General features: G+C 63.1%; 17 protein-coding genes. 13 read left to right on the top strand and 4 right to left on the bottom strand.

What is annotated here, in order from left to right:
* Positions 1-125: 125 nt before the first annotated feature.
* The gene (recA, locus tag O0881_RS21420; RefSeq protein WP_071321836.1) at positions 126-1,232 is read right to left on the bottom strand and encodes a recombinase RecA; all 1,107 of its coding nucleotides are present in this window, start codon (positions 1,230-1,232) and stop codon (positions 126-128) included.
* Between the two features lie 240 nt (positions 1,233-1,472).
* Between recA and O0881_RS21415 the strand changes: the two genes are divergently transcribed.
* The 5 genes from O0881_RS21415 to O0881_RS21395 all read left to right on the top strand — a co-directional run bounded on the left by O0881_RS21415 (position 1,473) and on the right by O0881_RS21395 (position 7,433).
* Entirely contained in the window at positions 1,473-2,207 is a 735-nt protein-coding gene (locus O0881_RS21415; protein ID WP_034746066.1) for a response regulator transcription factor, read from the top strand.
* Positions 2,204-3,736 (top strand): sensor histidine kinase, encoded by a 1,533-nt coding sequence (locus O0881_RS21410; protein ID WP_289903310.1) that lies wholly within the window; start codon positions 2,204-2,206, stop codon positions 3,734-3,736. The genes O0881_RS21415 and O0881_RS21410 overlap by 4 nt, the downstream gene beginning before the upstream one ends.
* Positions 3,729-4,043, top strand: a complete 315-nt coding sequence (locus O0881_RS21405) for a DUF4212 domain-containing protein (protein WP_289912933.1) — start codon at positions 3,729-3,731, stop codon at positions 4,041-4,043. Before O0881_RS21410 ends, O0881_RS21405 begins: the two co-directional genes overlap by 8 nt.
* Positions 4,040-6,088 (top strand): sodium:solute symporter family protein, encoded by a 2,049-nt coding sequence (locus O0881_RS21400; RefSeq protein ID WP_289912932.1) that lies wholly within the window; start codon positions 4,040-4,042, stop codon positions 6,086-6,088. Before O0881_RS21405 ends, O0881_RS21400 begins: the two co-directional genes overlap by 4 nt.
* A 118-nt stretch (positions 6,089-6,206) precedes the next feature.
* Positions 6,207-7,433, top strand: a complete 1,227-nt coding sequence (locus tag O0881_RS21395; protein ID WP_289903306.1) for a 6-phosphofructokinase — start codon at positions 6,207-6,209, stop codon at positions 7,431-7,433.
* Here the strand turns inward: O0881_RS21395 and O0881_RS21390 are convergent.
* Positions 7,430-8,266, bottom strand: a complete 837-nt coding sequence (locus O0881_RS21390; protein WP_289912929.1) for an IclR family transcriptional regulator — start codon at positions 8,264-8,266, stop codon at positions 7,430-7,432. The genes O0881_RS21395 and O0881_RS21390 overlap by 4 nt on opposite strands.
* A gap of 162 nt (positions 8,267-8,428) precedes the next feature.
* On the opposite strand from O0881_RS21390, the gene O0881_RS21385 reads away from it, so the two are divergent.
* Positions 8,429-10,045 carry a choline dehydrogenase gene (locus O0881_RS21385; RefSeq protein ID WP_289912928.1) on the top strand — a complete coding sequence of 539 codons (1,617 nt, stop codon included), beginning with the start codon at positions 8,429-8,431 and terminating at the stop codon, positions 10,043-10,045.
* Between the two features lie 124 nt (positions 10,046-10,169).
* A complete protein-coding gene (locus O0881_RS21380) occupies positions 10,170-11,501 on the top strand; it encodes an MFS transporter (protein WP_289912926.1) in 1,332 nt (443 codons plus the stop codon).
* 67 nt (positions 11,502-11,568) lie between these two features.
* Here the strand turns inward: O0881_RS21380 and purM are convergent, their stop codons facing one another.
* The gene (gene purM, locus O0881_RS21375; protein ID WP_034788683.1) at positions 11,569-12,612 is read right to left on the bottom strand and encodes a phosphoribosylformylglycinamidine cyclo-ligase; all 1,044 of its coding nucleotides are present in this window, start codon (positions 12,610-12,612) and stop codon (positions 11,569-11,571) included.
* Positions 12,613-12,800: 188 nt separating this feature from the next.
* On the opposite strand from purM, the gene O0881_RS21370 reads away from it, so the two are divergent.
* The 6 genes from O0881_RS21370 to panB all read left to right on the top strand — a co-directional run bounded on the left by O0881_RS21370 (position 12,801) and on the right by panB (position 18,159).
* The gene (locus O0881_RS21370; RefSeq protein WP_099666348.1) at positions 12,801-13,883 is read left to right on the top strand and encodes an AI-2E family transporter; all 1,083 of its coding nucleotides are present in this window, start codon (positions 12,801-12,803) and stop codon (positions 13,881-13,883) included.
* A 77-nt stretch (positions 13,884-13,960) separates the two neighbouring features.
* Entirely contained in the window at positions 13,961-14,629 is a 669-nt protein-coding gene (hda, locus tag O0881_RS21365) for a DnaA regulatory inactivator Hda (RefSeq protein ID WP_058048421.1), read from the top strand.
* Positions 14,629-15,300: an HAD family hydrolase gene (locus O0881_RS21360; RefSeq protein ID WP_099668341.1), complete on the top strand. Its 672-nt coding sequence runs from the start codon at positions 14,629-14,631 to the stop codon at positions 15,298-15,300. The genes hda and O0881_RS21360 overlap by 1 nt, the downstream gene beginning before the upstream one ends.
* Positions 15,293-16,666, top strand: a complete 1,374-nt coding sequence (gene pcnB, locus O0881_RS21355) for a polynucleotide adenylyltransferase PcnB (protein WP_289912924.1) — start codon at positions 15,293-15,295, stop codon at positions 16,664-16,666. Before O0881_RS21360 ends, pcnB begins: the two co-directional genes overlap by 8 nt.
* 8 nt (positions 16,667-16,674) lie before the next feature.
* Entirely contained in the window at positions 16,675-17,163 is a 489-nt protein-coding gene (gene folK / locus O0881_RS21350) for a 2-amino-4-hydroxy-6-hydroxymethyldihydropteridine diphosphokinase (protein WP_289912922.1), read from the top strand.
* A 120-nt stretch (positions 17,164-17,283) separates the two neighbouring features.
* A complete protein-coding gene (panB, locus tag O0881_RS21345) occupies positions 17,284-18,159 on the top strand; it encodes a 3-methyl-2-oxobutanoate hydroxymethyltransferase (protein WP_289912920.1) in 876 nt (291 codons plus the stop codon).
* 54 nt (positions 18,160-18,213) lie between these two features.
* Here panB and O0881_RS21340 read toward each other — a convergent pair whose 3' ends face one another.
* A complete protein-coding gene (locus tag O0881_RS21340) occupies positions 18,214-19,701 on the bottom strand; it encodes an aldehyde dehydrogenase (RefSeq protein WP_289912919.1) in 1,488 nt (495 codons plus the stop codon).
* Positions 19,702-19,715: the final 14 nt, after the last annotated feature.

Raw genomic sequence — 19,715 nt, 5'->3', positions numbered from 1 at the left:
CTTTACCACACCGGACTGAAAACACAATTGCCGCCAGGCGCACAGGCGCAGGGCGGCAATCATTGTAGAACTTTTTTATGCGGCAAGCTGCCGCCGGCGGGCCAGGCTGGCCCCGCCACTGTCGCTTACTCGGCGGCCTTGGCTTCCGCAGCCTTGGCAGCCTTGTCGGCAGCTTTATCTGCTTTTTCCGGCTTTTCAGCAGCCAGCGGCGGCAGTTCGCGCACGCCCAGCGAAGCGCGGACCTTGTTTTCGATCTCGCGGGCCAGCGCCGGACGCTCTTGCAGGAAGGCGCGGGCGTTGTCCTTGCCCTGGCCGATGCGTTCGCCGTTGTAGCTGTACCACGAACCGGATTTTTCCACGATCTTGGCATCCGAGCCCAGGTCCAGGATTTCGCCTTCGCGCGAGGTGCCGGCGCCGTACAGGATGTCGAAGTGCGCTTCCTTGAACGGTGGCGCGATCTTGTTCTTGACGACCTTGACCTTGGTTTCGTTGCCGATCACTTCATCGCCGGACTTGATCGAGCCGGTGCGGCGGATATCCAGGCGCACGGAGGCGTAGAATTTCAGCGCATTGCCGCCGGTGGTCGTTTCCGGGCTGCCGAACATCACGCCGATCTTCATGCGGATCTGGTTGATGAAGATGACCAGGGTATTCGTGCGGTTGATGGAGCCGGTCAGCTTGCGCAGGGCTTGCGACATCAAACGGGCTTGCAAGCCCGGCAGGGAATCGCCCATGTCGCCTTCGATCTCGGCGCGTGGCGTCAGTGCGGCCACGGAGTCGATGACGACGAGGTCGACGCTGCCCGAACGCACGAGGGCGTCGCAGATTTCCAGCGCCTGCTCGCCCGTATCCGGTTGCGAGATCAGCAGTTCATGCAGGTTCACGCCCAGCTTTTGCGCGTAACCGACGTCGAGCGCGTGCTCGGCATCGATAAAGGCGCAGGTGCCGCCCAGTTTTTGCATTTCAGCAATGGTTTGCAGGGTCAGGGTGGTTTTACCCGACGATTCCGGACCGTAGATCTCCACCACGCGGCCGCGCGGCAAGCCGCCCACGCCCAGCGCGATATCGAGGCCGAGCGAACCGGTCGACACGACTTGCACTTCTTCGATCGGTGCGCTGGCATCCATGCGCATGACCGAACCTTTGCCAAACTGCTTCTCGATCTGCGCCAGTGCGGCGGCGAGCGCCTTGGCTTTTTCCGATGCGGGTACTACAGCTTTTTTATCGTCCATATGTTCTTTCAGCCGTTCTACAGTCGACGATTCACGTGAATCGGTCGGCCTGCGATAGCGCCAGTGGGTTAAATTCTTTACACAGACAGTACTGTATAAAAAAACAGTGATCAATGCAAGCGGAACGTGGATTTGTTTTGAAACAGATCAATACAACCCTGTTTTTCACAAAAATTCGCCACCTTGCGGAAAATGAAACACAATACAAGCTTCTACCGTCGCAAGCATAGGAAGTGCACCATGCGTATTTTACTTGCCGAAGATGACAGCGTGCTGGCCGATGGCCTGACCCGCTCGCTGCGCCAGTCCGGTTATGCGATCGACTACGTCAAGACCGGGCAAGAGGCCGATACGGCCCTATCCACCCAGGAATTCGACTTGCTGATCCTCGACCTGGGCCTACCCAAGATGTCCGGGCTGGAAGTGCTGCGCCGCCTGCGCGCGCGCGCCTCGCTGCTGCCCGTGCTGATCCTGACGGCCGCCGATTCCATCGAGCAACGCGTGAATGGCCTCGACCTCGGTGCAGATGATTATATGGCCAAGCCGTTCGCCTTGTCGGAACTGGAGGCAAGAGTGCGCGCCCTGACGCGCCGCGGCGCCGGCGGCGGCGCCACCATCATCAAGCACGGCCCCCTCAGCTACGACCAGGTGGGGCGCAGCGCCTACATCAACGACCAGATGCTCGACCTGTCGGCGCGCGAACTGGGCTTGCTGGAAATCCTGCTGGGCCGCACAGGCCGCCTCGTTTCAAAAGAGCAACTGGTCGACCACCTGTGCGAATGGGGCGAGGAAGTGTCGAACAACGCCATCGAAGTGTATGTCCACCGCTTGCGCAAGAAGATCGAAGTGGGCGGCGTGCGCATCGCCACCGTGCGCGGCCTCGGATACTGCCTGGAAAAATACTCGGAAGCGGCGCGCCTGAACGCCGAAGCGGGCGAATCGGCAAGCCCGGCCAGCGGACCCGCCAGCAAGTGAAGGTGCGCGAGGCGCCAGCGGACGAGGCGGACGACGACGACTGGTTCGAGCCGCCCACCACGGAGCAGGATGACACCATCGAGCATTCGCTGTTCGGCGAAATCCTCGACTGGATGCTGGCGCCCTTGCTGCTGCTGTGGCCGATGAGCATCGCCATCACCTATCTGGTGGCCAAGAGCATCGCCAATCAACCGTTCGACCATGCGCTGGAAGACAGCGTGACGGTGCTGACGCAACAGGTCAAGCAAGCCGATGGCGCGATGCTGCGCCACGTGCCGGACAAAAACGGCAAGGGCCGCGACTTCCTGCGCGGCGACGATGTCGACACCCTGTATTACCTGGTGGTGGGCCCGCGCGGCGAATACCTGAACGGCGACCGAGATCTGCCGCCGCCGCAAGACCCCGACAAATACCGCAGCGGCATGGTGCTGTTTCGCAACGACACCATCCACGGCACGCCCGTGCGCGTGGCGTTCAGCTATCTCGACATTCCTTCCGGCAACGACGATGAACCCAGCCGCGCACTGGTGCAAGTGGCGGAAACCCTGGAAAAGCGCGCCCAGCTCGCCAATGAAATCATCAAGGGCGTGATTTTGCCGCAGTTCATCATCCTGCCCGTGATCCTGGCCCTGGTCTGGTTTGCCCTGGCGCGCGGCCTGTCGCCGCTGGCGCAATTGCAGGAACGCATACGCGCCCGGCCGCCCGACGATTTATCGCCCATCGAATCGGGCCAGGTGCCCGAGGAAATCACGCCGCTGGTCGGTTCGCTCAACGAGATGCTGGCGCGGCTGTCGCTGTCGATCGACATGCAGAAACGTTTCATCGCCGATGCCGCGCACCAGATGAAAACGCCACTGGCCGGCATGCGCATGCAATCCGAGCTGGCCCTGCGCCAGACCGACCACGACGAAATCCACCGCTCGCTGCTGCAACTGGCTAAAAGTTCGGAAGCGGCCACGCGCCTGGTCAACCAGTTGCTGGCCCTGGCGCGCGCGGAAAACCAGCCGCAGGCGGGCACAGCGTTCGAACCGATCGAGCTGAGCGAACTGGCGCGCGGCGTGGTGCAGGATTGGGTGCAAGCCTCGTTTGCCCAGCATATCGACCTGGGCTTCGAGCAGCCCGCGTATTCGATCTTGATCTCCGGCAATGCCATGATGCTGCGCGAGCTGCTGAGCAACCTGATCGACAATGCCTTGCGCTACACGCCGGCTGGAGGCAGCGTCACGGTGCGCGTGCGCAGCACCCTGGAACTGGCCATCCTGGAAGTGGAAGATACGGGCCCCGGCATACCGCAGGCCGAGCGGGCGCACGTGTTCGAACGCTTTTACCGCATTCTCGGCAGCAATGTCGACGGTAGCGGCCTGGGCCTGGCCATCGTGCGCGAAATTGCTCAGCAGCATGGCGCCGAAGTCGATATTTTTAACAATCCGCGCGCGCAGTCGCCGAAGCTGCCGGGCACCCTGCTGCGCCTGAGCATCGCCCTGCTGTTGCCGGACGCGCCAGAAGAGGATGACATCACGTATGGATAAGCCGAGCCCACCCGCTCCTCCCGCGCGGCCGGCGCGCACGCCCAGCCCCGAGCTGCAGGCGCGCCTCGATGTGCACTGGCGCAAGACGCGGCGCCTGACGGCCATCCTGCTGCTGGTCTGGCTGCTGACGGGCTTCCTGACCGTGTTCTATGCGCGCGAACTGTTACATTTGAATCTGTTCGGCTGGCCGCTGCCCTTTTATATGGCGGCCCAGGGCGCCTCACTCGTGTACCTGGCCATCATCGCCTTGTATGCCTGGCGCATGCGGCGCCTCGACCGGGCTTTTCATGCCAAGGAGCAAGCATGAGCAGCCAGCGCAGCTTCTTTGCGCGCCTGTGCCGCTACTACCTGCTGTTTACCGCCGGATTCGCCGCCTTCCTGCTGGCCCTGTCGGTACTGGAACAGGAAGGCATGCCGCGCGCGTGGATCGGCTACCTGTTCATGCTCGTCACCATCACCCTGTACGCCACCATCGGCGTCATCAGCCGCACCTCGAACGTCACCGAATACTATGTGGCGGGGCGCCGGGTGCCAGCCATGTTCAACGGCATGGCCACGGCCGCCGACTGGATTTCGGCGGCCAGCTTCATCAGCCTGGCCGGCGGCCTGTACCTGAACGGCTTCGACGGCCTGGCCTTCATCATGGGCTGGACGGGCGGCTATTGCCTGGTGGCGCTATTGATCGCGCCCTACCTGCGCAAGTTCAGCCAGTACACGATTCCCGATTTCCTCGCTGCCCGCTACGGCAGCGGCACCGACAAACGGGGCGCCAGCGTGCGCGTGGTGGCCGTGGCCGCCACCATCATCGTCTCGTTTACGTATGTGGTGGCGCAGATCTATGCCGTCGGCCTGATCGCCTCGCGCTTCACGGGCGTGGATTTTTCCGTCGGCATCTTCCTGGGCCTCGCCAGCATCCTCGTCTGCTCCTTTCTGGGCGGCATGCGCGCCATCACCTGGACGCAGGTGGCGCAGTACATCATCATCCTCGTCGCCTTTCTGATTCCCGCCATGTGGCTGTCGGTCAAGCATGCGGACAATCCCGTGCCGCAGATTGCCTACGGCAAGGTGCTGCCGCAACTGAGCGCGCGCGAACACGTGCTGGAAACGGACCCGAAAGAAAACGAAGTGCGCGCCATCTTCCGCCAGCGTGCGCAAAGCTACCAGGCGCGCATCGACGGCTTGCCCGCTTCCTGGGAACAAGGCCATCTGACGGCCCAGCGCCAGCTCGATAGTTTGCGCCAGCGCAATGCTTCGCTGTTCGACATCCGCAACGCGGAGCGTTACCTGATCGCCTATCCGAAAAGTCCGGACGAGGCACGCGTGCTGTGGCAGGCGGCGCAGGCGCAGAACCAGAAACGCGCCGAGCCGATCATTCCGCACGCGCAGCCGTTTCCCGCCGCCGACCGGGAACAATCCGACATCAAGCGCAACAATTTTCTGGCCCTCGTGTTCTGCATGATGCTGGGCACGGCCGCCCTGCCCCACATCCTGATGCGATCGTACACCACGCCGTCCGTGCACGAAACGCGCGTGTCCGTCTTTTGGACCCTGTTCTTCATCTTGTTGATCTACCTCACGATTCCCGCACTGGCCGTGCTGGTCAAATACGATATTTACTCGGCGCTGGTGGGCACGCAATACACGAACCTGCCCACCTGGGTATCCTACTGGGCCAACGTGGATAAGCTCAGCCCCCTGATCAGCATCGTCGACGTCAACCGCGACGGCATCGTGCAGCTGGCGGAAATTTCCATCGACGCCGACGTGCTGGTACTGGCCACGCCCGAGATCGCCGGCCTGCCCTACGTGATTTCCGGCCTGGTGGCGGCCGGCGGCCTGGCTGCCGCCCTGTCGACGGCCGATGGCTTGCTGCTGGCCATCTCCAACGCCCTGTCGCACGACATTTATTACAAGGTGGTCGATCCCACCGCCTCGACGCAAAAGCGCGTGACGATTTCAAAATTGCTGCTGCTGGCCGTGGCCTTCATCGCCGCCTATGCGGCCTCGCAAAAGCCGGCGGACATTTTGTCGCTCGTGGGCGTGGCCTTTTCCTTGGCCGCCTCGACCCTGTTTCCGCCGCTGGTGCTGGGCGTGTTCTGGAAACGCGCCAACCACCAGGGCGCGCTGGCCGGCATGCTGGCGGGCTTTGGCGTGTGCCTGTATTACATGCTGCACACGAGCACCATGCTGGGCGGTAATGCCAGCGGTCAATGGTTTCATATCGCTCCCATTTCCGCCGGCATCTTCGGCGTGCCGGCCGGCCTGGCCGCCGCCGTGCTGGTCAGCTGGCTGACGCCGGCGCCAGGACGCCGCAGCACGGGACTGGTCGAGCATATCCGGGCACCGGAATAACAGCGCATCCTGGCCAGAGGATGAGATGGAGAAATTCCGCGACAGAACTATCGGAAAAGACAGCCCCCCGGCAAAAAAGGAGTAGGCTGGAGGGCCGTTCCATTTACGAGGAAATCCCATGCCGTCTGGAAAAATTCTTGTCGCCCAAGGGGGCGGCCCCACCGCCGTCATCAACCAGTCGCTGGTGGGCGTGGTGCTCGAATCACGGCGCTTCCAACATGTCACGCGCGTGTATGGCGCGCTGCACGGCGTGCGCGGCATCATCAATGAAGAATTCGTCGATCTGACGCAGGAGACCAGCCATAACCTGGAACTGGTGGCCGCCACGCCATCCTCGGCCCTCGGTTCCACGCGCGACAAGCCCGATATTGCCTACTGCCAGCAAATCTTCGAAGTGCTGCGCGCGCATGAAATCGAGCATTTCTTTTACATCGGCGGCAATGACTCGTCCGACACGGTGCGCATCGTCAGCGAGGAAGCGCACAAGGCCGGTTATCCGCTGCGCTGCATCCACATCCCGAAAACCATCGACAACGACCTGGTGGGCAGCGACCACACGCCCGGCTTTCCGTCCGCCGCGCGTTTCGTCGCGCAGGCGTTCGCCGGCGCCAACCTGGACAACGCGGCCTTGCCCGGCGTCTACGTGGGCGTGGTGATGGGCCGCCACGCGGGCTTTTTGACGGCCGCCTCGGCGCTGGGCAAGAAGTTCCCCGACGATGGCCCGCACCTGATCTACCTGCCCGAGCGTGTCTTTGCGCTGGATCAATTCCTCTCCGACGTGAAGGCCATGTATGAAAAGCATGGCCGCTGCGTGATTGCCGTCTCGGAAGGCATCCACGATGCCTCAGGCGAGCCGATCGCCAGCCTGCTGGCCACACAGGCGGGCAATGCGGTCGAGCGCGATGCGCACGGCAATGTGCAATTGTCCGGCACGGGCGCGCTGGCCGACCTGCTGTGCGACGAAATCAAGGCGAAACTGGGCATCAAGCGCGTGCGCGGCGATACCTTCGGCTATCTGCAGCGCTCCTTCATCGGCTGCGTCTCTGATGTAGATCAACGCGAAGCCCGCGAAGTGGGTGAAAAGGCCGTGCAATTCGCCATGTGGGGCGAGCGCGACGGCTCCGTCGCCATCAAGCGCACGGGTTTTTATTCCGTCGATTACGAGTTGCTGCCCCTGACGGACGTGGCGGGCAAGACGCGCACCATGGAAGACGAATTCATCAGCGCCAGCGGCACGGACGTGACGGATGCTTTCCGACTGTACCTGCGCCCGCTGCTGGGCTCGGGCATGCCGGACGCCTTCCGCCTACGCGCGGCGAAGGTGGCCAAGGTCTTGAAACCCTAGCTGTTTTCCGCCAGCAGCAGCGGCCGCAGCTTGACGGCCGCGTCCTTCAGTTGCGGCACGTGCTGCAGCAGTTGCTCCACGGACTTGCGCGCCACGGGCGCGTGGCAGGCCACGGCCGCCACGATGCGCCCGTCGGCCGCGCAGATGGGCACGGCCACGGCGACCATGCCGTGCACGAATTCCTCGTCGTCGATGCCGATGCCCAGGCGGGCGATGCGCACGATCTCGCGCTCGAGCAGCACGGGGTCCGTGATGCTTTTCGGCGTGCGCGCCTGCAGGGTCAGCATGGCCAGCAACTCGCGCCGCTCCAGCAAATTCATGTGCGCCAGGAATAATTTTCCGCTCGCCGTGCAATGCATGGGCGCGCGCGTGCCCAGCACCAGATGCAGGCGCAGCGGTTCCTGCGTTTCCACGCGGTCCACATACACGATCGCATTCCCCTCGGGAATCGCCAGATTGCACGTCTCGCCCGTGGCCGCCACCAGGCTGCCCAGGATGCTGCGGCTCACACGGATCAGGGCATTGTTGCGCAGGGTCGCCAGCGCCAGGTTGGTGGAAGCGGCGCCCGGCACGTAGCCGCGTCCCACGGGCGTGCGCAGCACATAGCCATGTTGCTCCAAGGTATCGAGCAGGCGCATCATGCTGGCCTTGGGCACCTGCATGCGCGCGGCCAGTTGCGACAGGGTCAAGGGCTGGCTGGCGCTGGCCAGGTGCTCGATCAGGCGCAGCACGCGCAAGCCCCGCGCCTCGTCGCCATGGCTGGCCGCCGTGCTGGACGCCGCCTGACTACCTTCTTCGGCCTCGGCCGGCCGTTTTTGAAACGCATCATGCATGTTCTGTTTCACCTCTCGCGTATGCGGCTGTTTCCGCTTGTCCCGGTGCTGCACGTCTTTTATAAATGGAACAAGAAGTTCCAAAAATAATCAATAAAGACCAGTGTATCGCAAAAAACGCCCGCCGAGGCAAGCGCTACCGCAACGCAGGAGACAAGAGCAATGTTGCAAACACACTATGATTACATCGTCGTCGGCGCCGGTTCCGCCGGCTGCGTGCTGGCCAACCGCCTGTCGCACGACAGCAACAATCAGGTATTGCTGCTGGAAGCGGGCGGCAAGGACAACAATCCCTGGATCCACGTGCCGGTCGGCTATTTCAAGACCATGCACGACCCGAATCTGGACTGGTGCTACCGCACGGAAGCGGACGCCGGCATCGCCGGGCGCCAGCTGCAATGGCCGCGCGGCAAGGTCTTGGGCGGTTCCAGCTCGCTCAACGGTCTGCTGTACGTGCGGGGCCAGAAAGAGGACTACGACCGCTGGGCCGAGCTGGGCAACGCTGGCTGGAGCTATGCCGAGGTGCTGCCCTATTTCAAGAAATCGGAAGACCAGGAACGGGGCGCCAGCGATTACCACGGCGTGGGCGGTCCATTGAAGGTGTCGGATTTGCGCCTGCGCCGCCCCATCGCGGAACACTTTATTGCGGGCGCCACGGAAAGCGGCATCCCCTTCAATGCCGATTACAACGGCGCCACGCAGGAAGGTGTCGGCTACTTCCAGCAGACAGCCAGCAAGGGCTTGCGCTGGAGCACGGCGAAAGCCTTTTTGCGGCCGGCCCGCAAGCGCGCCAATCTGCGCGTGGAAGTGCGGGCGCAGATCACGCGCGTGCTGTTCGAGGGCAAGCGCGCCGTCGGCATCGAATTCCGCCAGGATGGCCAGCTGCGCCAGGCGCGCGCCAGCGGCGAAGTGATTTTATGCGCGGGCGCCATCGGCTCGCCGCAAATCCTGCAATGCTCGGGCGTAGGGCCGCGCGCCCTGCTGGCGGACGTGGGCGTGCCTCTCGTGCACGACTTGCCCGGCGTGGGGCAGAACCTGCAAGACCACCTGCAAATCCGCCTCGTCTTCAAGACTCGCTTGAAAACCCTGAACGATGAAGTCAACAGCCTGTGGGGCAAGCTGTGGGTGGGCATGCAATATGTGTTTTCGCGCTCCGGTCCTTTGACCCTGGCGGCCAGCCAGGTGACGGTATTTACCAAATCCTCGCCCGAGGTGGAGCGGCCCGACATCCAGTTCCACATGCAGCCGCTGAGCGCCGACAAGCCGGGCGAAGGCGCGCATCCGTTTTCCGCCTTCACCTCGTCCGTGTGCCAGCTGCGCCCGCACAGCCGCGGCCACGTGTCGATCAAGTCCGCCGACCCGCTCGCCTATCCGGGCATCTATCCGAACTACCTGTCCGACCCGCGCGACCAGCGCACGGCGATCGCCGCCCTGCGCGTAGCGCGCAGAATCGCTGCCGCGCCGTCGCTGGCGCCGCACATCATTGCCGAGTTCGTGCCCGGCCCGCAATTCGAGACGGATGAAGAACTGCTGGATGCGGCGCGGCGCTTCAGCCAGTCGATCTACCACCCCAGCGGTACCTGCAAGATGGGGCATGACGCGATGGCCGTCGTCGACGACCGCCTGCGCGTGCACGGCTTGCAGGGATTGCGCGTGGTCGATGCGTCGATCATGCCGGAAATCGTCTCGGGCAACACGAACGCTCCCACCATCATGATCGCGGAAAAAGCGGCCGACATGATCCTGGCGGATGCCGTGCGGCTGCCGCAGGCGGCCTGACCCACCCGTTCCATTCCCAGCAAGGAGGATGCCAACGGCGGACAGACCGGCCCGCCCCCAATGACTCGGCAAGCAGCCCAGCATCAAAAAATACATAATCGATATCGATTGGAGACTAGATATTATGGATAACAATCCGAACAATCCGAAAAAGGCCAAAGAGCTACGGAAAGTCGTGATGGCCAGCGTGATCGGCGCCACCATCGAGTGGTACGACTTCTTTTTATACGGCGTCGTCGCCGGCATCGTGTTCAGCAAGCTGTATTTCCCGGGCGACGATCCGCTCGTTTCGACCATGCTGGCCTATGGCACCTTCGCCGTGGGCTTTCTGTCGCGCCCCATCGGCGGCGTGATCTTCGGCCACTTCGGCGACAAGATCGGCCGCAAGAGCATGCTGGTCATGACCCTGATGATCATGGGAATCTCCACCTTCCTGATCGGCGTGCTGCCCACGTATGACCACATCGGCTACTGGGCGCCCGGCCTGCTGCTGTTCCTGCGCGTGCTGCAAGGCATCGGCCTCGGTGGCGAGTGGGGCGGCGCCGTGCTGATGGCGTATGAATATGCGCCGCAGAAGGAGCGCGGCTTCTATGCCAGCCTGCCGCAGATCGGCCTGGCCATCGGCCTGTGCCTCGCTTCCGGCGTGGTGGCGATCCTGTCGTACAGCCTGACGGATGCGCAATTCCTGTCCTGGGGCTGGCGCGTGGCCTTCATCCTGTCGGCCGCCCTCGTCTTCATCGGCATGTGGATACGCCTGAACGTGATGGAAACGCCGGAATTCCAGGCCGTCAAGGAAAAGAACGCGGAGACGCAGATTCCGTTTTTCGACCTGCTGAAACGCTATCCGGGAAATGTCTTGAAGGGCATGGGCGCACGCTACATCGATGGCGTGTTCTTCAATATCTTCGGCGTGTTTTCCATCACCTATCTGACCAATACCATCAAGATCGCCCGCACGGAAGCGCTGATGGGCGTGATGGCGTCCGCCGTCGTGATGTGCTTCTGCATCCCGTTCTTCGGCCGCTTGTCGGACCGCATCGGCCGCACCAAGGTGTTTTTCTGGGGTTCACTGATCACGGGCGTGTCGGCCATCCCCGCCTTCTGGATCATGCTCAACCACGCCGACAATCCGCTGCTGCTGTGGTGTTCCGTGATCATCCCGCTGGGCGTGCTGTATTCGGCCGTGTACGGCCCGGAAGCGGCCCTGTTCTGCGACCTGTTCGACGCCAAGGTGCGCTACACGGGCATCTCCTTCGTCTACCAGTTCTCCGGCATCTTCGCCAGCGGCCTGACGCCCATCATCGCCACCTACCTGCTGAAGACGGGCAATGGCGAACCGTGGCACATCGTCGGCTACATCCTGTTCGCCTCCCTCGTCTCGGCCGTCAGCGTGGCCATGATCGGCAGGGGCGGCTCGCAGCCGGATGGGCGCATGAAGCCGGCACACGCAAGGTAAGCGCCATCGGAACGTAAAAAAAGGCAGGCCTCTCGCGAGTGCCTGCCTTTTTTATGTCGACTAAGACTTAGATGACAATCGTTTGGTGCTCGTCGCCCACGCGGGCACGGATGGTGCCGATGCGCGAGACGGTTTCGCCGGCCGCTTGCAGCTGGGCGATGGCGGCGTCCGCGTTTTCCTGCGAAACGATGACGGTCATGCCGATGCCGCAGTTGAAGACGCGGTGCATTTCGGCGTCAGCCACGCCGCCATGCTGTTGCAGCCACGTGAACAGCGGTGGCATGGTCCATGCCTTCGAGTCCAGCTCGGCCACCAGGCCAGGCTGCAGCACGCGCGGGATATTTTCCACCAGGCCGCCACCGGTGATGTGCACCATGCCCTTGACTTCCATGGCGTCCATCAGCGCCAGCAATGGCTTGACGTAGATGCGCGTCGGCTGCATCAGCACGTCGGCCAGCTTGCGGCCATGGAAGTCGCCTTCCAGGTCCGGTTTTGCCACTTCGATAATCTTGCGCACCAGCGAGTAACCATTCGAGTGCACGCCCGACGAAGCCAGACCCAGCACCACGTCGCCCGGGGCGATCTTGGTGCCGTCGATGATTTTCGATTTTTCCACGGCGCCGACGGCAAAACCTGCCAGGTCGTATTCTCCAGCCGGGTACATGCTCGGCATTTCCGCCGTTTCGCCGCCGATCAGTGCGCAGCCCGCTTGTTCGCAACCCTGGGCGATGCCCTTGATGACGTCGGTGGCGATGGCCACGTCCAGCTTGCCGCAAGCGAAGTAATCGAGGAAGAACAGCGGTTCGGCGCCTTGCACCAGGATGTCGTTGACGCTCATGGCGACCAGGTCGATGCCGACCGTGTCGTGGCGGTTCAGTTCGAATGCCAGGCGCAATTTCGTGCCCACGCCGTCGGTGCCCGAGACCAGCACCGGTTCCTTGTACTTCTTGCTGATTTCAAACATGGCGCCAAAACCGCCCAGGCCGCCCATCACGCCTTCGCGCAGGGTGCGCTTGGCAAACGGCTTGATTGCTTCGACTAAAGCGTCGCCTGCGTCGATATCGACGCCAGCGTCACGGTAGGAAAGGGAAACATTAGAAGTCTGGTTCATGGTGTGGTGGCAGCGGAGGCGGTAAAATAGAAGGCGGATACCCGCCGGCACGCGCGCGCAAGCATGTTTTTCAACATCGTGCGGCAGGGCGCCAGCGGGTGAATTCGGTCGATCAAGTCGCTATTTTATCAAACTGCCCCGCCATTTCGTAATTAACTGCCTTTTTTTAACGCAACAGTACAAACTCCATGCCATTCGCCATCACCGCCGAACAGAAGCAAACAGCATTTTGGATCGCGGTCTGGCTGGCATTCCTGCTGCTGCTCGTCAGCCTGGGCCCCATCCTGACGCCCTTCCTGGCCGCCGCCATCCTCGCCTACGTGCTCAATCCCGGCGTGGACCGATTGCAACGCCTGCACTACAAGCGCTTTTACCTGCCCCGTCCGCTGGCCGTGCTGGTCGTCGTAGTGTTGTTTTTCCTCGCCATTACGGCGCTGGTACTGATCGTCGTGCCCGTGCTGCAGAAGGAAATTCCCTTGTTGCAGGCGCAGATTCCCCAATTTCTCAGCAAGGCCAACGAGTTCCTGGCGCCGAAACTGCGCGACCTGGGCATCCGCGTGCGCCTGGATGGCACGGGCATCAAGCGCATGCTGAGCCAGCAGATGGCCACCAGCGGCGATGAAATCTGGAGCACAGTGCTGGCCTCGGCCCGTATCGGCGGCACGGCTGTGCTGGGCTGGCTGGCCACCGTGGTGCTGATTCCCGTCGTGCTGTTCTACTTATTGCTGGACTGGCATCCCATGCTGGCGCGCATCGCCGCCGCCGTGCCGCGCCGCTGGGTCGGCCGCACGGTGGGCATGGCGCAGGAAGTCGATACCCTGCTGGCGCAATACCTGCGCGGCCAGCTGCTCGTCATGCTGGTGCTGGCAACGTATTACTCGGCCGCGCTGGCCATCGCCGGTTTTGAGGTGGCATTGCCTGTGGGCATCATCACGGGCTTGCTGGTGTTCATCCCCTACCTGGGCTTCGGCCTGGGGCTGATGCTGGCGCTGATCGCCGCCCTGCTGCAGTTCGCCGACTGGAGCGGCGTGATCGCCGTGGCCGTCATCTACGGCTGCGGTCAGGTCATCGAAGGCTTTTTCCTCACGCCGCGCCTGGTGGGCGAGCGCATCGGCCTGAACCCGCTGGCCGTGATCTTCGCCTTATTGGCTTTCGGGCAACTGTTTGGTTTCGTCGGCGTACTGCTCGCTTTACCCGCTTCTGCCGTGTTGATGGTCGCTTTTAAGCATCTAAGACGCCACTACCTGTCCAGCACCTTCTATAATGCATAATAAAAGCGGATATCATATCAACCTGGCAATACCAATGATGCACAAGCAGTAATGAAAAACAGGACAAGGCGTACGCCATGAAACAACTGGTGCTCGATTTAGGCACAGACCAGGCGCACAGCCTCGATACCTTCGAGGTGGGACAGAATGCCGAAGTGGCGCAGCTGATGCGCCAGTTCGCCGCGCGCACTTCGCGCGAACATTTTGCCTACCTGTGGGGCGAACTGGCCGCCGGCAAGAGCCACCTGCTCAAGGCCCTGGCCAGCACCGAGCGCGCGCGCTACATTTCGCCATTCTCGATCGAGTCCGAGTTCGTGTATTCGCCCGACGTCGACCTGTACCTGCTCGACGACTGCGAAAAGCTGTCGCCGCTGGCGCAGATCGATGCCTTTGCCCTGTTCAATGAAATCCGCGCCAACAAGGCGTTCATGGTATGCAGCGGCGCCGTGCCGCCGGCCGTGCTGCCCGTGCGCGAAGACTTGCGCACACGCATGGGCTGGGGCCTGATCTATCAAATCCACGGCTTGACCGACGATGAAAAAATCGCCGCCCTGACCCAGGCGGCCACCACCCGTGGCTTGACCTTGTCGCCCGGCGTGTTACCCTATCTGCTGTCCCATTTCCGGCGCGACATGCGTTCGCTCTCGACGATGCTGGACTCTCTCGACCTCTACTCCCTTGAAACCCAACGCCCGATCACCTTGCCATTATTGCGCGAGTTGCTGCAGGCGGAAGCGAAAGAATGATGAATCTGGCCCTGTTTGACCTCGACCACACCCTGCTGCCCATCGACTCGGATCACGAGTGGGGCGAATTCCTGGTACGCATCGGTGCCGTGGACGCCGCCGAATTCACCCGCCGCAACGACGAATTTTTCGCGCAATACCAGGCCGGTACGCTCGATCCGGTGGAATACCTGGAATTTTCGCTCGGCACCCTGGCGCAGTTTCCGCGCGAACGCCTGGAAGCGCTGCACAAGCAATTCATGGCCGAAGTGGTCATGCCGGCCATCCGCCCCGAAGTCGTGGCCTTGCTGAAACAGCACCAGGACGCGGGCGACCTGCTGGCCATCGTCACGGCCACCAACCATTTCATCACCAAACCCATCGCCGATGCGCTGGGCGTCGAACACCTCTTGGCCGCCATGCCCGAGTATGACGACAAAGGCAATGTCACGGGCAAGCTGGTGGGCACGCCGACCCTGGGCGCGGGCAAGCTGACCCACACCCATGCCTGGCTGGAAAAAATGGGCAAGGAACTGGGGCAGTTCGAGCGCAGCTATTTTTACAGCGATTCGCACAACGACATTCCCTTGCTGTCGGTCGTGACCCACCCGGTCGCGACCAATCCCAATACCGCTTTGAGCGCACACGCATCCCTCCACGGCTGGCCATCACTCCACTTATTCAATGATTAAAAAATTCATCCGCAAGATCCTCGGCGTTAAAAAAGAGGCAGCGCGCGACACCACGGCACCCATCGTGCTCGGTCCTGCGCAACACGGAATCGACCCGAAACTGGTGTCGTCGAATGCCATCCGCGTCACCAGCAGCCTGCAGGAAGCGGGTTTTGAGGCCTTTGTCGTCGGCGGCGCCGTGCGCGACCTGCTGCTGGGCGTCAAACCGAAAGACTTCGACATCGCCACCAACGCCACGCCGGAACAGGTCAAGCGATTGTTCCGCCGCGCCTTCATCATCGGCAAGCGCTTCCAGATCGTGCACGTGATGTTCGGCCAGGATTTGCTGGAAGTGACGACCTTCCGCGGCGCCGGCGCCGATTCCGCGCCCAAGGATGAACACGGCCGCGTCCTGCGCGACAATACCTTCGGCTTGCAGCACGAAGACGCGCTGCGCCGCGACTTCACCATCAACGCCATGTACTACAACCCGGCCACGCAGGAAGTGCTCGATTACCACGGCGGCGTGGAAGACATCCGCGCCAAGACTCTGCGCATGATCGGCAAGCCGGAAGAGCGCTACCGCGAAGACCCCGTGCGCATGCTGCGCGTGGTGCGCTTCGCCGCCAAACTGAAGTTCACCATCGAGCCGCATACGGCCGCGCCGATTCCCATCATGGCGCCGCTGATCAACAATGTGCCCGCGCCGCGCGTGTTCGACGAAATGCTGAAACTGCTGATGAGCGGCCACGCGCTGGCGTGCCTGCAGCAACTGCGCAAGGAAGGCTTGCACCACGGCCTGCTGCCGCTGCTCGACGTGGTGCTGGAGCAGCCGCTGGGCGCGAAATTCGTCACCCTGGCGCTGGACGCCACCGACCAGCGCATCGCCGCCGGCAAGACCGTCTCGCCGGGCTTCCTGTTTGCCTCGCTGCTGTGGCACCAGGTGCTGGAAAAATGGACGGCCTACCGCGCCGCCGGCGAATCGACCATCCCCGCGCTGCACCTGGCGGCCGACGACGTGCTCGATTCGCAAACGGAAAAACTGGCCTTGCAGCGCAAGATCGGCTCCGACATGCGCGACATCTGGTCGATGCAGCCGCGCTTCGAGCGCCGCGTCGGCAAGGCGCCGTACAAGCTGCTGGAACACCTGCGCTTCCGCGCCGGCTACGACTTCCTGCTGCTGCGCTGCGCCTCGGGCGAGATCGACATGGACATCGGCGAATGGTGGACGGCCTTCTACGAAGGCGACGAGGAAACGCGCGAAGCGTTACTCGTCAGCGCCAATGCCGCGCCGGGCGCCGTCAAGAAGAAGCGTCCGCCACGCCGCAGCACGCGCAGCAAGACGGGCACCGGCGGCTCGACCACCGGCAGCACCAGCGGCGAGTAAACGCAGCCATGCAGACAGCAACGACAGTTATCGCTTACATCGGCATCGGGGCCAACCTGGGCGACGCGCGCGCCAATGTGCAGGATGCGCTGACGCGCCTGGCGCGCCTGCCCGGCGCCAGCCTGCTGGACGCCTCTGCCAGCTACCGCACGGCACCCATCGATTCGAGCGGCGATGACTACATCAACGCGGTGGCGCGCATCAGCACCACCGTGCCGGCAGAGGAACTGCTGCTGGCCCTGCACGCCATCGAAGCGGCGCACGGGCGCGAACGGCCCTACCGCAACGCCCCGCGCACGCTGGACCTGGACTTGCTGCTGTACGGCGACGAGCAGATCGCCAGCGCCACCCTGACGGTGCCGCATCCGCGCCTCACCGAGCGCGCCTTCGTGCTGGTGCCGCTGCTGGCCCTGGCGCCCGCCATCGCCGTGCCCGGCCTGGGGCCGGCGCAGGACTACCTGGCAAGCGTGGCCGACCAGGCCATCAGCCAGCTCTGACCCCGCCTCTGCCCCATCTCGCTCCCATCCTCTACAATGCCGCTCCTGCAGCGCGCCGCATAAAGTACTACACTAGCGGCGTCGCAATCGCATCACCCCCTTTCACTCTAGAGAATACCTATGTCCGCTTATTTGCAAGGAACAGATCTGGCAGCCAAAGACAAGGCCGCCGCACCGGCACCGGCGCCATCCAAGCCTGTCGCCAACAAGGCCGTGACCATCCATACGCTGGCCACGCTGCGCGCCGCCGGCGAGAAGATCACCATGCTGACCTGCTATGACGCCAGCTTCGCGTCCCTGATGGACCGCTGCGGCGTGGAAATCCTGCTGATCGGCGATTCGCTCGGCATGGTCTGCAATGGCCACAGCTCCACCCTGCCCGTCACCGTGGCCGAACTGGCCTACCACACGGCATCCGTGGCGCGCGGCAGCAAGTCCGCCATGATCGTCGCCGACCTGCCGTTCGGCGCCTATGGCACGCCCGAGACAGCCTATGCCAACGCCGTCATCCTGATGCAGGCTGGCGCGCACATGATCAAGATCGAAGGCGGCGCCTGGCTGGCCGAGATCGTCCGCTTCCTCACCGAGCGCGGCATCCCCATCTGCGCCCACATCGGCCTGACGCCGCAATTCGTGCACCAGCTGGGCGGCTACAAAGTGCAGGGCAAGAGCACGGAAAGCGCCACGGAGCTGAAGAACGACGCGCTGACGCTGCAAAACGCGGGCGCCGCCATCGTGCTGATGGAAGCGATGCCGTCGCAGCTGGGCAAGGAAGTGACCGAGATGCTGACGATTCCGACCATCGGCATCGGTGCCGGTCCCGATTGCTCGGGCCAGGTCCTCGTCATGCACGACATGCTGGGCGTCTTCCCAGGCCGCAAGGCACGCTTCGTGCGCAACTTCATGGAAGGCGCGGCCAGCATCGACGACGCCGTCATCGGCTATGTCAAAGCCGTCAAGGATGGCAGCTTCCCGGCGCTGGAACACTGCTTCTGATGTCATTCCGCCTGTCGGCCTGCGCGCTGCGCGCCAGGCCGACAGCGCTTCGCTTTACCCCACCTGTATCCACGTCGTCTTCAACTCCGTGTACTTGTCCAGCGCGTGCAGCGACTTGTCGCGCCCGTTGCCCGACTGCTTGTAGCCGCCGAACGGCACGGTGATATCGTCGCCGTCGTACTGGTTGACGTGTACGGTGCCCGCGCGCAGGGCGCGCGCCGTCTGGATGGCCTGGGTGATGTCGGATGTCCACACGGCCGCCTGCAAGCCGTACGGCGTGGCGTTGGCCTGTTTCACCGCCTCGGCAATATCCGTAAAGCCCAGCACGGACAAGACGGGCCCGAATATCTCTTCGCGCGCGATCGTCATGCCGGCGTCCACGCCGAAGACGGTGGGTTGCACGTAATAGCCACCCGTATCAAGAAGCACGGCCTCGCCGCCGCCCAGCAGCTGCGCGCCTTCCTGCTTGCCGGAAGCGATATAGTCCATCACGGTCTTCATCTGCGTGGCGTCGACGATGGCCCCCATGACGGTGGCTTCGTCGAGCGGGTCGCCCGGCTGAAAGCGGGGCAGCATGGCCAATGCCTTGGCCAGGAATTCGTCCTTGATCGATTCTTCCACGAACAAACGCGAGGGCGCATTGCAGCTTTCGCCCTGGTTGAAAAAGATAGAACCGACGGCCGCCGCCACGGCCTTGTCCAGGTCCGGGCAATCGGCGCAAACGATGTTGGCGGACTTGCCGCCCAATTCCGTCCACGCCCGTTTCAGATTCGACTGGCCCGCCATCTGCACGATCAGCTTGCCCGTGCGAGTGGAACCCGTAAAGCCGATGCAATCGACATCCATGTGCAGGGCCAGCGCGGCGCCCGCCTCGTGGCCGTAGCCGGGCAGCACGTTGAACACTCCCACAGGCACGCCCGCTTCGAGCGCGATGTCGGCCAGGCGCAGGGCCGTCAGCGGCGATTTTTCGGATGGTTTCAAGATCACGCTGTTGCCGGCGGCGAGGGCCGGCGCGATCTTCCAGGCGGCCATGATCATCGGGTAGTTCCATGGCACGATGGCGGCGACGACGCCGACCGGTTCGCGCGTGATCAGGGCCAGGCTGTTGGCGGGCGTGGGGGCGATTTCATCGTAGACCTTGTCGATCGCTTCGCCATACCAGCGCAGGCAGTTGGCCGTGGCGCCCACGTCCACGCTCTGGCTGTATTTGATCGGCTTACCCATGTCCAGGGTTTCCAGCAAGGCCAGTTCTGGACCGTATTTCTGCACCAGGTCGGCGAACTTGATCAGCACGCGCTTGCGCTGCGCGGGCGATTTTCCTGCCCAGCGGCGGTCGTCAAAGGCGGCACGGGCGGCCTGCACGGCCGCATCCACGTCCGCTCCATCGCAGCGGGCCACCTGCCCCAGCAAGCGCCCGTCGATGGGCGACAAGTTGTCGAAGGTCTGGCCGGACCTGGCCCAGGCGCGCTCGCCGTTGATGAAGGCACGCCCATCGATCTTGATCTCTGCGGCACGTGCGTGCCAGCTGGTGTTTTCCGTCATGGTCGTCTCCTGCA

It is taken from the genome of Janthinobacterium sp. SUN100, assembly GCF_030397705.1.
Taxonomy (GTDB): Bacteria; Pseudomonadota; Gammaproteobacteria; order Burkholderiales; family Burkholderiaceae_D; genus Janthinobacterium; species Janthinobacterium kumbetense.
The sequence above is the reverse complement of the archived record's forward strand: the minus strand, read 5'-3'. Positions and strand labels throughout refer to the sequence as shown.